This window comes from Yersinia thracica (assembly GCF_902170565.1).
GTDB lineage: Bacteria > Pseudomonadota > Gammaproteobacteria > Enterobacterales > Enterobacteriaceae > Yersinia > Yersinia thracica.
In genome coordinates this window covers 13,589-27,151 of the sequence record NZ_CABHXX010000013.1, presented here as the reverse complement: position 1 = coordinate 27,151, position 13,563 = coordinate 13,589, and the positions used below count along the sequence as shown (strand labels likewise).

Genomic DNA, 13,563 nt, shown 5'->3' with positions numbered 1-13,563 from the left:
ATATATATATTATCGCTATAATACCGGCCAGTAAGTTCATTGATGATTGAATCATTACGGCGTACTTGATATCTGCATCACTGTGTACAAATATAAAGAATAATGGCAACATTGATAACTTTGCGACTATCATTAAATTTGTCACAACAGACAGCTTTTCTATTCCTTGGAAAAACCACACTGGCATCAGTGTCGTTCCTATCAACATGAGTACCGTATAAATTAACTCACGTTGGATCACTGCATGCGAGTTTGTAGCAAGAAGTAAAACAACTATTACAATTGAAACTAAGCATAATATAAATTTTGAAAATAGTGTTTCAAAGAAAATCTTAGATATATACTCTGGATCGTCTTGGTATTCAGCTATTTTTTTTGTTGCTGATAAATTAAATCCAAAATCAATTAAAATAACAAAATATTGTGCTAATGAAAGTGTAAGACTATAGACCCCAAATCCCTCTACCCCCAACACACGAGTTAGATAGGGTAAGGTTAAAAGAGGTATAATATAATTACTTCCTTGCAACAAAAGTAAAGAAAAAATATTTCTTCGTAACACTGACATTTAAATTTCCAGCTATTGGATTAAATTATTTTTTCATGAGTCTTGAGTCTATTAATTAACTCTTCATCCTCATAACATGAAATTTATTTCTGACAGAAACTTGCAAATAGATAACCTAAAATCAAGACACGCTACCGCCCTTGGCTTACAGCTACCAATGCACTGCTCTCAAGCTTCATTATGCAATTCAATTAAAAAAACAATAATAACAAACAGTTACATGAAATACTGATATACCTGTTTTTATAAACACATAACTCTTATACATCTAAACAGGCATTACAAGCAAAAGGGTTGGGCAAAAACAGGCGATGATGTACTAATCAACGCATAAAAAATCATGAATGCCAAGGTAGTTAACCTATCTCTTGTTTTATCAATTGTTCTAAAAGATCAATATGACCTTCATCATCGTTCAGCGCTGGGATATATTCAAATTTCTCACCGCCAGCATGTAAGAAAATTTCTCGGTTTTGCTCTTTGATCTCTTCCAACGTTTCCAGGCAATCAGCAGAAAAACCGGGGCAAATGAGCTGAATATGCTTAATACCTTGGGAAGGTAAGCTTTTTAATGTCTCGTCAGTATAAGGCGTGAGCCAAGGCTCGCGACCAAATCGAGACTGATAAGTCATCATAATTTTCTCCGCAGGTAATTCGAGCTCAGCCCGTAAAGCACGACTGGTATCCTCACAACGTTGCGGATAGTCATCCCCTAACTGCGCATAGCGTTTAGGAATCCCATGAAAAGACAGCACTAACCGGTCTGGTTTACCATGTTGAACAAAAGCCTGCTCAACACTTTGCTTCAAAGCTGATATATAAGTGGGATGCTCGGCATAATCTCGGATAAAAGAAACCGATGGTAAACGGCGATAGCCTTTCAAAATTCGCGCCACAGCATCCCACACTGCCGCACTGGTCGAGCAAGAATATTGCGGATAAAGCGGCAATACCACCAGCTTGGTTACACCTTGCGCGAGCAATTTGTCAATGGCATCCGGTAGATTTGGCGAGCCGTAGCTCATACCTAACTCAACAGGGATATCGGGCATACGTGCCGCTAATGCTTTTTGCTGCCGGCGGCTATAGACCAATAAAGGCGAGCCTTCATCCATCCAGACAGATTGATATAATTTAGCCACGCGCGGCGATCGAATGGGCAAGATAATACCGCGCAACAATGGCCACCAAAGTAATCGCGATGTATCTACCACCCGGCGGTCACTCAAGAACTCGGCCAGATAACGTTTGACCGCTTGTGGTGTAGGGGCATCCGGTGTTCCCAGATTAACCATCAGTACGCCAAGCTTACTTTCCATCATGCAGGAGTCCTTTTGTGTATTACGCCGTTTATTCGAACAGACAAATATGCTGGCAACGTTATTTGGAGCCGGTCATGTAAAATAATAAAGGCGACCCCAGGCCGCCTTAGCTATCTTACCATTCAGAATTAACCGAGAATAGTCGCCAGTTCTGCACTGATTTCTGCTACTTTGCGGGTTCCGTCCAGTTTAAAGTATTGCGTATTACCTGCATCCGCTTCTTTACGATAGTAAGAAACCAATGGTGCCGTTTGCTGATGATATTCAACCAGACGTTTGCGGACAGTGGATTCTTGATCATCTTTACGGATGGTCAGTTCTTCGCCGGTTACATCATCTTTATCTTCAACTTTAGGTGGGTTGAATTTAATGTGGTAAACACGACCTGAAGCAGCATGTACCCGACGCCCGACGATGCGATCAACAATCAGATCGTCCGGAACATCAAATTCCAGCACATAATCAACCTTGATACCGGCTTCTTTCATGGCATCAGCTTGAGGAATAGTACGTGGGAACCCATCTAGCAGGAAACCGTCACGACAATCGTCCTGTGTAATGCGCTCTTTAACCAATGCAATGACCAGCTCATCAGTGACCAGCTTGCCGGCATCCATAATTTCTTTCGCTTTCAGACCTAACTCAGAACCTGCTTTTACAGCGGCGCGCAACATATCACCAGTAGAGATTTGCGGAATACCGTATTTCTCCATGATGAATTGAGCCTGAGTACCCTTACCAGCGCCCGGAGCGCCCAGCAGAATGATACGCATTGCGTAAATCCCCTTGCTTGTAGTTTTTCTATGTGTTTTTACTTAAATAAATAGAAATTGCGGAAAACAAGCAACCTTACCATTTCCAGGGGGGTTGGCTCAAGGCGCGCGAGCCGAAGCAGTGGGATTGAATCAGGGAGAGTCTGGCGAAATATAACTATAACAGGCTGAAACTAAATAAAAAAAACGCCCCGAGCACATTATCTGCTCGAGGCGTTCTAATACTAAATTAAGCAGTTAATAGCTGGTTCATTCGGCGAATAAACTGGTTAGGATCCTCTAAGGTACCTCGTTCAGCTAAGAGCGCTTGATCTAGTAATAACTCAACCCATTCAGCAAATTGGGTGTCATCCGCGACATCAGCGGCACGTTTGACCAAACCGTGCTCTGGGTTTAATTCAAAGATGTATTTCACTTCCGGTGCTTGTTGGCCAGCAGCTGCGAACAATTTCGCCATCTGCGTGCTCATTTCATCAGCGTCCGTGGTGACAATCGCCGGAGTATCCGTTAGGCGGTGTGTTAGGCGGACATCTTTAACTCGCTCACCCAGCAGGGTTTTCACACGCTCGACAAAAGGTTCCAGCGCTTTATCTGCTTCTTGCTGCTCTGGACGTTCTTCATCAGCCAGTTTGTTCAGTGAATCATCCGCTTTACTGACTGACTGGAAGACTTTGCCCTCGAACTCCGTCAGGTAACTCATCATCCATTCGTCAATGCGATCGGATAACAGCAAGACTTCAATACCTTTTTTACGGAACAGTTCCAGATGTGGGCTGTTCTTGGCCGCAGCATAGCTATCAGCCGTGATGTAATAAATCTTCTCCTGCCCTTCGGCCATACGGCTGACATAATCTTCTAATGATAGGGTCTGCGCGGAGCTGTCTGTATGGGTTGAAGCAAAGCGCAGCAACTTGGCAATAGTCTCTTTGTTACTACCATCTTCAGCTGGCCCCTCTTTTAGCGCCATACCGAACTGTTGCCAGAACTGCTGATATTTCTCAGCATCATCTTTAGCCAGTTTTTCCAACATTTGCAGCACACGTTTGGTCAGCGCACTGCGCAGATTCTGAGTCACGCGGCTGTCTTGCAGGATCTCACGCGAAACGTTCAGCGGCAGATCATTGGAATCAATCAGACCACGGACAAACCGCAGGTAATTTGGCATGAATTGCTCAGCGTCATCCATAATGAATACGCGCTGGACGTACAGTTTCAAGCCGTGTTTGTGGTCACGATTCCACATATCCCAAGGCGCTTGCGCCGGAATGTAGAGCAGACTGGTGTACTCTTGCTTACCTTCTACGCGGTTATGACTCCAAATCAATGGGTCAGTAAAGTCATGAGCAATATGTTTGTAGAATGCTTTGTATTCGTCGTCAGTTATTTCCGCTTTACCGCGCGTCCACAATGCCTGGGCTTTGTTGATTTTCTCCCAGGTTACCGTGCCATCTTCTTCATTTTTACTTTGGATTTCGACTGGCAGCGCAATATGGTCTGAATATTTGCTGATAACAGAGCGTAAACGCCAGTCATCAAGATATTCATCTTCACCTTCGCGCAGGTGCAATGTGATTTCTGTACCGCGTTCTTCTTTGGTGATATCCGCGATGGTGTAATCGCCCTCACCTGCTGATTCCCAGAACACGCCAGCATCTGCGGGTGCGCCAGCTGCACGGGTACGAACAGTCACTTTATCTGCCACGATGAAAGCAGAATAGAAGCCCACACCAAACTGACCGATTAATTGGCTATCTTTAGCTTGATCTGAACCAATAGATTCAAGAAATGCTTTAGTCCCTGATTTCGCGATAGTACCAAGATTATCAATGACTTCTTCACGGCTCATACCAATGCCGTTATCACTTAGGGTCAAAGTACGCTTTTCTTTATCAAAAGATAAACGCACACGCAGCTCACCATCACCTTCAAATAATTCTGGCTGAGATAGCGCGCGGAAACGGAGTTTATCTGCCGCATCAGAGGCGTTGGAGATAAGCTCGCGCAAGAAAATTTCTTTATTGGAATAAAGCGAGTGAATCATCAAATGGAGAAGCTGTTTGACTTCTGACTGAAATCCACGGGTTTCTTGACCTTTCATACTCATTAATTACCTCAATCCAAATTACCGATAGGTACATAAAATCTGACAATGAGGATCAGATGGGGTCAATCGCGGGGGGTTTCAAGTCTAAATACTGAAAAAACAGAGAATCGGGGGCGATTTACTGAACATCACGAATGAAATTATTCATATGATAATCAATAACAAAACAATCGCCCACCAGATTTAAGGGGATAGTGACTGAATAAAATTAAAACTTAATCGGATTTCGCCCTGCTAACGAGTGGGATAAGGTGGTGCCGTCAACCATTTCCAACTCGCCCCCCACCGGCACACCATGCGCGATACGGCTGGCTAACACCCCATATTGGCCGCACATCTGGCCGATATAGTTGGCGGTAGCATCCCCTTCGACTGTCGGGTTGGTCGCCAGAATGACTTCGGTGATAGTTTCCGTTTCAAGCCGTTTTTCCAGCAAATCTAACCCAATATCACCAGGGCCAATACCATCCATGGGGGATAAATGCCCCATCAGCACAAAATAACGCCCACCAAACTGGCCGGTTTGCTCGATAGCATGGATATCTGCCGGGCTTTCGACCACACAGATTTGACCATTTTGCTGCCGTCGTGGGTTAGAGCATATCGTGCAATGGTCTTGCTCGGTAAATGTACGGCAATCAGCACAGTGGCCGATTTCGGACATTGCCCGAGTCAAAGACTGCGCCAGACGCATTCCACCGCTACGATCACGTTGTAGCAGTTGGAATGCCATCCGCTGCGCTGATTTCGGGCCGACCCCCGGCAAGCAGCGCAACGCCTCCATTAATGATTCAAGGAGTGGACTGGTTTGCATCAGAACGGCATCTTAAAGCCTGGTGGTAATTGCATACCACTGGATACAGAAGCCATTTTCTCTTTTTGCGTTTCATCGATACGGCGAGCAGCATCGTTCAATGCAGCAGCAATCAAATCTTCCAGCATTTCTTTATCTTCTTCAACCAACAAGCTTGGGTCGATTTCAACCCGGCGGCAGTTATGCGCCCCATTGATGGTGACTTTTACCAAGCCCGCGCCAGATTCACCGGTCACTTCCAATTTGGCGACTTCTTCCTGCATCTGCTGCATTTTTTCCTGCATCTGCTGGGCTTGTTTCATTAAATTGCCAATACCGCCTTTACCAAACATAGTCATCTCTCATAGCAAGGGGCCGCGTCAGTGCACCATGCACTTATCGCAGCGGTTAAACCGGTCGGATACTGTCTTCATCCAGTTCGGCGTCGAAGAAACGACGCAGTGTCTGAATATGATTATCCGCAATAATTGACTGGCGGGCTTGTGCCAGTTTTTCTTCATATATGGCCTGCCGCCATTCCAACGGAGTACGCTCCGCCAGATTATCATCTTCGATGACGCTAAGTGTGACAGCATTCCCGTGTAATTCGCTCAATGCCTCTGCCAGTGCCTTTTGCGCCGAAGGCGAGTTTAAATGGCGCTGGGCAGAACGCAAGTGAAGGCAAATATTACCCGGTTCTATTTCTTCTTTAAATGCATTCAGCGCAAGTTGCTGCACTAATTTGGGAATTTGTAGCTTATCTATCTCTGCTGCCCATGGGTCTCGCACCATCGCCTCTTGAGCCAATTTAGCAGAAAGCTCGGGCGTTTTTTCATGCTCCAACGCAGAGCGCAATGCTTTTGGCGTAGCAACAGGCTCAGCCGATACCTCCGGTTGATTCTGCGCCGTCCAACGATAAGCTTCTTTCTTCGCTGGCTTTTTTTCTTCCGTAGATTTAGCCGCCAGCCGCTGCTGACTACGCTCAGTCACCGAAGCTAAGCGCTCCAGTGCTGAGTTTGCCGGCCGCGCTTTTCCTGGCGCCGCCGGCTCATTCTTTTTTGGTGTGGTCGTCCCCGATTGTCGCAATAACTGCGTGCGCGCTTGAAGTAATTGTGCGGTGGAATCAGGGAGCGTGGTATTGACCGGTGCAACAGCGCCTAATGGCGGAGCCTCATGCTGTGGCACCTGTTGAGCATAGACCGGCGCTTCTATATGCTGCGGTTGCGTATTATTGGCCTGCGCCACAGGAGCATTGACCGGCACAATCTGCGGCTCGGTAATTATCGCTTTAGGGTGAAACGCCAATGCGCGCAATAGGGTCATTTCAACCCCCATGCGGCGATCCGGGGCGTAGGCCAACTCTTTTCGCCCCACCAGCAATGTCTGGTAGTACAGCTGGATATCTGTAGGCGGCAGTGTTCGCGCCAACTCGCGTAGTCGAGGTTCAATGGTGGCGTAGTGATTATCCAGCATGGATGGCAATAACTGCACCATCGCAATGCGGTGCAGCAAACTCAAGGTTTCGACTAATAGGTTTTCCCAGTCAACACCCCGTGACGCCGCTTGCTCCAGCTGAGCCATCACTCGCGCGCCATCCGCACTCACCAGCGCTTCAATAATAGCCAGTGGCTGTTCATCATCCAGTGTTCCCAGCATTTGGCTGACGGTGGCAGTGGTGACATGACCATCCCCCATCGCAATCGCCTGATCCGCCAAACTGAGTGCATCTCGCATACTGCCATCAGCGGCTCGTGCCAGTAATTGCAATGCGCGAGCATCACTGCTGATTTGCTCGGCTAACAGTATTTTTTCGAGCTGGGCACGAATCACCTCAACATCAATGACCTTAAGATGGAACTGTAAACAACGGGACAGTATGGTGACGGGCAGCTTTTGCGGATCTGTCGTCGCCAGCAGGAATTTCACATGGGCGGGAGGCTCTTCGAGCGTCTTCAGCAATGCATTGAAACTATGCCGTGACAACATATGAACTTCGTCGATCAGATAGACCTTGAAGCGGCCACGGGCTGGCGCATATTGAACATTATCCAGCAGTTCTCGGGTATCTTCGACTTTAGTCCGCGAGGCAGCATCGATCTCGATCAAGTCAACAAAACGGCCTTGCTCGATTTCCTGGCAATTCGCACAGGTACCGCAAGGGGTAGCAGTAATACCCGTTTCGCAATTAAGCCCTTTGGCCAACAACCGGGCTATAGAAGTTTTACCTACCCCGCGGGTGCCAGAGAACAAATAGGCGTGATGAATTCGCCCTAATGAAAGGCCATTAGCCAACGCCGTCAGGACATGTTCCTGACCCACGACGTCTGCAAAGGTTTGGGGGCGCCACTTACGGGCAAGAACCTGATAGCTCATTAATACTTCATCGTTGATTTGTAAAGAATAATTTAGTCACCCATAAAAAACCACAATCTACCCAAGTATTTAGTGGTCTGTTTTCGAATACATTAACCCGAATAGTGACAGGCTGAATCTTAGTGTACCAGTACGCCCATTGTCATTCCCAAAAATTTGTTGAGCTTTAGATAAGCATCAGTACAAAAAAGTCATTTCAGGGGCATTTGTAACTGAATGGTGATGACATCGAGCCACTTGCGGGAACTATGATTTCTTATTCAAACAAACCTTACGGAACTTCAAGCGTAATAACGCTGCTGCCACTGAACTCACCACCAACAGCCGCACTCGTCGAGGTTAATACACTTGATACTGTAACAAGATGTGAGCGCCTCTTGCTTAAAAATACCGTCAGTAAGTCACAAAATGACTACCTTAAAGGTAACGGTAAAGAGGATTGAGATTACAACTAAAATGAATATACCGTCAAAGATACCGTTAGAAATTTGAGTCTTTCAGCAATCTTTATCAATCGTAAAAAAGAGAAAGCCCCCTGACAATGCAGAGGGCTTAAGGTTTTTTCTATCGTGTTAAATAGTATTCAAAAGGCCGTATACTATTCCCACTCAATAGTTGCTGGCGGTTTGCCGCTAATATCATAAACCACGCGAGAAATACCATTCACTTCATTAATGATGCGGTTTGACACACGGCCAAGGAAATCATAGGGCAGATGCGCCCAATGCGCAGTCATGAAATCGATGGTTTCAACAGCACGCAGCGAAACAACCCAATCATATTTACGGCCATCACCCATTACGCCAACGGAACGAACCGGCAGGAAGACGGTAAAGGCCTGACTGACTTTATTGTACAAATCCGCTTTGTGCAGCTCTTCAATAAAGATGGCGTCGGCGCGGCGCAGTAAATCGCAATATTCTTTCTTCACTTCGCCCAATACACGCACCCCCAAACCTGGGCCTGGGAATGGATGGCGATATAGCATGTCGTACGGCAGGCCCAGCTCCAGACCAATTTTACGCACTTCGTCTTTAAACAACTCTTTCAGTGGCTCGACCAAGCCCAGCTTCATCTCTTTCGGCAAGCCGCCCACATTATGGTGAGATTTAATCACATGCGCTTTACCAGTAGCGGATGCTGCTGATTCAATCACATCTGGATAGATAGTGCCCTGCGCCAGCCATTTCACCTGCTCTTGCTTGCAGGCTTCTTCATCAAACAGCTCAACAAACACGCGGCCGATGATTTTACGTTTTGCTTCTGGTTCATCAACACCCGCCAATGCCGTCAGAAAACGCTCTTCCGCCGCTACATGGACAATATTCAGACCAAATTTATCGCCGAACATTTCTAGCACCTGGTCGGCTTCGTTCAAGCGCAACAGGCCGTTATCAACAAACACACAAGTCAGGCGTTTGCCAATCGCGCGGTGCAACAGCATCGCGGTTACTGAAGAATCAACACCACCGGATAGGCCCAAAATCACGTGGTCTTCACCGATTTGCTCACGCAGACGCACGATAGCATCTTCAATAATAGTGGCCGGAGTCCACAGCGCTTCACAGGCACAGATATCCAGAACGAAGCGCTCCAGCAGGCGTTGGCCTTGCTTGGTGTGTGTCACTTCAGGGTGGAATTGCACACCATAAAAACGTTTTTCTTCATTGGCCATAATGGCAAACTGGCAGGTATCCGTGCTGGCAACAGTCACAAAGTCAGACGGGATTGCCGTCACTTTGTCGCCATGGCTCATCCACACATCCAATACGGCTTCACCGGCTGGATTGATGGCATCTTTGATATCGCGAATAAGTGCGCTGTCAGTTTTAATCTCAACCTGCGCATAACCAAATTCGCGCTGGTTTGACCCTTCAACTTTACCGCCCAACTGCATAGCCATGGTTTGCATGCCGTAACACACACCCAGCACAGGAACACCGGCAGTGAACACATAATCCGGCGCTCGTGGGCTGTCGTGTTCAGTGGTGCTTTCAGGGCCGCCAGAAAGAATGATGCCGCTTGGATTAAAATCGCGGATCTGGGCTTCAGTCACGTCCCACGCCCAGAGTTCACAATAGACACCAATTTCACGAACACGGCGCGCCACCAGTTGGGTGTACTGCGAACCGAAATCGAGGATAAGGATGCGATGCTTATGAATATTTTTTGTCATGTGTGCCGCTTTTCAAAATAATTAATTAAATTAAATGGTTACCAGAGTCATTTCCATCGGCAAAACCAAGAGGCTAGTTAACGCCCGCAGCCCAGCATACGCAGTTGACACCAAGTCAATGAGCAATGCGAGCCGCGGACAATGACCAAACTCGCGGTTTAACCCCTGGAGTTAACCCATCCGATAATTCGGGGACTCTTTGGTGATGGTAACATCATGCACATGGCTTTCTTGAATCCCAGCACCACTGATACGCACAAACTCAGCTTTGGTACGCAATTCATTGATAGTGCCGCAGCCGGTCAGCCCCATACAAGAGCGCAAGCCACCCATTTGCTGATGCACAATCTCTTTCAACAGACCTTTGTACGCCACACGCCCTTCAATACCTTCCGGTACTAATTTATCGGCCGCATTATCGGTTTGGAAGTAGCGATCTGAAGAACCTTTGGACATCGCGCCCAATGACCCCATACCGCGGTAAGATTTGAATGAACGGCCTTGATAAAGTTCGATTTCGCCGGGTGATTCTTCAGTCCCTGCCAGCATCGAGCCGACCATGACACATGAAGCACCCGCAGCAATGGCTTTAGAAATATCACCAGAGAAACGAATACCACCATCGGCAATAACCGGGATACCCGTGCCTTCCAGCGCTTCGACGGCATCAGCAATGGCAGTAATCTGTGGCACACCCACACCAGTCACAATGCGGGTGGTACAGATGGAGCCTGGGCCGATACCCACTTTGACCGCACTCACGCCAGCATCGGCCAATGCTTTCGCACCTGCCCCTGTCGCGACATTACCACCAACGATTTGCAGATTAGGATATTTGGCTCGGGTTTCGCGGATGCGCTGTAACACGCCCTCAGAGTGGCCATGAGATGAGTCGATGAGTAAAACATCAACACCCGCAGCGACCAGCGCGTCGATACGCTCTTCATTGCCCGCACCGGCACCGACAGCAGCACCCACACGCAGGCGGCCATGTTCGTCTTTACAGGCGTTTGGCTTGCGTTCTGCTTTTTGGAAATCTTTAACGGTGATCATGCCGCGCAGATGGAAGCTATCGTCAACGACCAGCGCTTTCTCGACACGTTTTTCATGCATTTTTTGCAGCACAACTTCGCGGGCTTCGCCTTCTTTGACCGTCACCAAACGTTCTTTCGGTGTCATCACCGCCGTCACGGGTTGGTCCAGATCAGTGACAAAGCGCACATCACGGCCAGTAATGATCCCAACCAGCTCGTAGTCTTCGGTCACTACCGGATAACCGGCGAAACCATTACGGGCGGTCAGTTCTTTAACCTGACGGAGAGTGGTGGTTGGCGTCACAGTCTGTGGCTCAGTCACAACGCCACTTTCGTGTTTTTTCACGCGGCTGACTTCTTCAGCCTGGCGCTCAATGGACATATTTTTGTGGATGAAACCTAAACCGCCCTCTTGTGCCAGCGCAATGGCCAGACGAGATTCGGTTACGGTATCCATTGCTGCGGACAGCATAGGGATATTCAGGCGGATAGTTGCAGTCAGTTGAGTACCAAGTTCTGCCGTATTAGGCAAGACTGTGGAGTGGGCTGGAACCAGGAGAACGTCGTCAAATGTTAGAGCTTCTTTCGCGATACGTAGCATGGGCAATATCTCACCAAGGTGAATGTGAAAAAGATAAAATATTGCCGTGGCATTATACAGAGCGTAATCGGTTGCCTCCAGCACTTTCTCATTATTTTTCTTGCTATGCGGTTTGAGGCAGGTAATATCGATCAATTAAGTGCTTGTTTTAAAATTTGATCCAGGTCACATGTCACAAACTTCTGCGTCATCAATTTTTACCGTCAGCCGCCTTAATCAGGCGGTGCGGCAACTGCTGGAAATGGAAATGGGCCAAATTTGGCTCACGGCCGAGATTTCCAATTTTTCTCAGCCTTCGTCTGGTCACTGGTATTTCACCTTAAAAGACGACCGGGCGCAGGTGCGCTGCGCGATGTTTCGCAACAGTAATCGCCGAACCACTTTCCGCCCGCAAAATGGCCAGCAAGTTTTGGTCAGGGCATCAATTACCCTGTATGAACCGCGCGGTGACTACCAGTTAATTGCCGAAAGTATGCAACCTGCCGGTGACGGATTACTGCAACAACAGTTTGAGCAGCTTAAACAACAGCTGGCCGCAGAAGGGCTTTTTGATCAAAGTCACAAGCAACCACTGCCCAGTCCAGCCAGACAAGTCGGGGTGATAACCTCATCTAGCGGCGCTGCTCTGCACGATGTTTTGCACGTTTTACAACGCCGTGACCCATCACTGCCAGTGATTATTTATCCGACCGCGGTGCAAGGTGTCGATGCCCCACTACAAATAGTCCGAGCCATTCATTTGGCTAATCTGCGCGGAGAATGTGATGTATTGATCGTCGGGCGGGGTGGCGGTTCACTGGAAGATTTGTGGAGTTTCAATGACGAGCGGGTCGCCCGCGCCATTTTTAACAGCCGCATTCCCATTGTCAGTGCGGTCGGCCATGAAACTGATGTCACCATTGCGGACTTTGTCGCAGATTTGCGCGCCCCAACCCCGTCAGCCGCCGCCGAGCTGGTCAGCCGCAACCAAATTGAGCTGGTTAGGCAAATTCAGGGTCAGCAGCAGCGCATGGAAATGGCGATGGATTATTATCTGGCGCAGCGTAGCCAGCAATTTACCCGCCTTGAGCATCGGCTGCAACAGCAACATCCACATTTGCGCCTGGCGCGTCAGCAAACACTGCTACTGAAGTTACAGCGCCGTCTGGAAGACAGCGCGCAAAACCAAATTCGCTCATTAGGCCGGCGCACTGAACGGCTGCAACAGCGCTTGATTCAAGTTCAACCGCAAGGGCAAATTCACCGTTATAACCAACGGGTACAGCAGCAGGAGTACCGCTTGCGCCAAGCCTTAGAGCGCCAGCTAAATGGCTATCGTCAGCGCTTTGGTATTGCTTGCTCGCAATTGGAGGCGGTCAGTCCATTAGCCACATTGGCACGCGGCTACAGTGTCACACAGACTCCCGAAGGCACCTTGCTTAAGACCACCAAACAAGTGCATACCGGCGACAAGCTGACAACCCGACTGCAAGATGGCTGGGTGGAAAGTGAAATCACTCAAATCAATGTGACAAAAAAGCCCCGTCAGCGTAAAAGCCCTAAATAACAGCCTTTATCACCCAGCTAAATTCTGCCGATCGGTATCAAACCATCGGCAGATAACTAAAACGAACGCGGCTTTTCGAAATCAACCCATGACCATTCTGGCAAAAATAATCAACGGCCCCGCAAGCTTTCAACACTTGTAGTGGTTTAGCGCAATCAGGGCAATCGGCCTGTTGCTGATAGTTGCCATGGCAGTTAGAGCAGTGAAAGTGACCACTCACTTGCGTCATTGCTTGCTGACAAATCGGACATAATGCATCCATCATTTCTCTCC

Annotated in this window: 11 protein-coding genes and 1 other annotated feature; of the genes, 1 reads left to right on the top strand and 10 read right to left on the bottom strand. The window is 48.0% G+C overall.

All coding sequences use genetic code 11. The features are described from left to right. From FTA91_RS02215 to guaB, 9 genes are all read right to left on the bottom strand, one after another. The coding region (locus tag FTA91_RS02215; protein ID WP_145582836.1) for an oligosaccharide flippase family protein at positions 1-568 on the bottom strand (568 nt) is incomplete at its 3' end. Positions 569-924: 356 nt separating this feature from the next. Then, on the bottom strand, positions 925-1,890 hold the full coding sequence (hemH, locus tag FTA91_RS02210) for a ferrochelatase (protein WP_145535764.1): 966 nt from the start codon (positions 1,888-1,890) through the stop codon (positions 925-927). A gap of 128 nt (positions 1,891-2,018) precedes the next feature. Continuing rightward, positions 2,019-2,663, bottom strand: a complete 645-nt coding sequence (gene adk, locus FTA91_RS02205; protein WP_050115828.1) for an adenylate kinase — start codon at positions 2,661-2,663, stop codon at positions 2,019-2,021. A 229-nt stretch (positions 2,664-2,892) separates the two neighbouring features. Continuing rightward, a complete protein-coding gene (gene htpG, locus FTA91_RS02200; protein ID WP_050115838.1) occupies positions 2,893-4,761 on the bottom strand; it encodes a molecular chaperone HtpG in 1,869 nt (622 codons plus the stop codon). A 214-nt stretch (positions 4,762-4,975) separates the two neighbouring features. Beyond that, a complete protein-coding gene (gene recR / locus FTA91_RS02195; protein WP_004390671.1) occupies positions 4,976-5,581 on the bottom strand; it encodes a recombination mediator RecR in 606 nt (201 codons plus the stop codon). Then, positions 5,581-5,913, bottom strand: coding sequence for a YbaB/EbfC family nucleoid-associated protein (locus FTA91_RS02190; protein ID WP_019081276.1), 333 nt, complete (start codon positions 5,911-5,913; stop codon positions 5,581-5,583). The genes recR and FTA91_RS02190 overlap by 1 nt, the downstream gene beginning before the upstream one ends. Before the next feature lie 55 nt (positions 5,914-5,968). Further along, entirely contained in the window at positions 5,969-7,933 is a 1,965-nt protein-coding gene (gene dnaX / locus FTA91_RS02185; RefSeq protein WP_145582834.1) for a DNA polymerase III subunit gamma/tau, read from the bottom strand. Beyond that, positions 6,575-6,638 (bottom strand) — a sequence feature (DnaX frameshifting element). Its footprint overlaps the gene before it by 64 nt. A gap of 598 nt (positions 7,934-8,531) precedes the next feature. Beyond that, on the bottom strand, positions 8,532-10,109 hold the full coding sequence (gene guaA, locus FTA91_RS02180; protein WP_050115826.1) for a glutamine-hydrolyzing GMP synthase: 1,578 nt from the start codon (positions 10,107-10,109) through the stop codon (positions 8,532-8,534). 171 nt (positions 10,110-10,280) lie between these two features. After that, complete coding sequence (guaB, locus tag FTA91_RS02175; RefSeq protein WP_050115837.1) at positions 10,281-11,744, bottom strand: IMP dehydrogenase; 1,464 nt, start codon at positions 11,742-11,744, stop codon at positions 10,281-10,283. A gap of 169 nt (positions 11,745-11,913) precedes the next feature. Between guaB and xseA the strand changes: the two genes are divergently transcribed. Beyond that, positions 11,914-13,290 (top strand): exodeoxyribonuclease VII large subunit, encoded by a 1,377-nt coding sequence (xseA, locus tag FTA91_RS02170; RefSeq protein WP_050115825.1) that lies wholly within the window; start codon positions 11,914-11,916, stop codon positions 13,288-13,290. A gap of 37 nt (positions 13,291-13,327) precedes the next feature. On the opposite strand, the gene FTA91_RS02165 is transcribed toward xseA, so the two are convergent. Continuing rightward, positions 13,328-13,552, bottom strand: coding sequence for a zinc ribbon domain-containing protein (locus FTA91_RS02165; protein WP_050115824.1), 225 nt, complete (start codon positions 13,550-13,552; stop codon positions 13,328-13,330). Positions 13,553-13,563: the final 11 nt, after the last annotated feature.

Excerpts from the sequence above, each read along its gene's own strand:
- hemH (WP_145535764.1), bottom strand. The coding sequence starts at position 1,890 with ATGATGGAAAGTAAGCTTGGCGTACTGATGGTTAATCTGGGAACACCG.
- adk (WP_050115828.1), bottom strand. The coding sequence starts at position 2,663 with ATGCGTATCATTCTGCTGGGCGCTCCGGGCGCTGGTAAGGGTACTCAG.
- htpG (WP_050115838.1), bottom strand. The coding sequence starts at position 4,761 with ATGAAAGGTCAAGAAACCCGTGGATTTCAGTCAGAAGTCAAACAGCTT.
- recR (WP_004390671.1), bottom strand. The coding sequence starts at position 5,581 with ATGCAAACCAGTCCACTCCTTGAATCATTAATGGAGGCGTTGCGCTGC.
- FTA91_RS02190 (WP_019081276.1), bottom strand. The coding sequence starts at position 5,913 with ATGTTTGGTAAAGGCGGTATTGGCAATTTAATGAAACAAGCCCAGCAG.
- dnaX (WP_145582834.1), bottom strand. The coding sequence starts at position 7,933 with ATGAGCTATCAGGTTCTTGCCCGTAAGTGGCGCCCCCAAACCTTTGCA.
- guaA (WP_050115826.1), bottom strand. The coding sequence starts at position 10,109 with ATGACAAAAAATATTCATAAGCATCGCATCCTTATCCTCGATTTCGGT.
- guaB (WP_050115837.1), bottom strand. The coding sequence starts at position 11,744 with ATGCTACGTATCGCGAAAGAAGCTCTAACATTTGACGACGTTCTCCTG.
- xseA (WP_050115825.1), top strand. The coding sequence starts at position 11,914 with ATGTCACAAACTTCTGCGTCATCAATTTTTACCGTCAGCCGCCTTAAT.
- FTA91_RS02165 (WP_050115824.1), bottom strand. The coding sequence starts at position 13,552 with ATGGATGCATTATGTCCGATTTGTCAGCAAGCAATGACGCAAGTGAGT.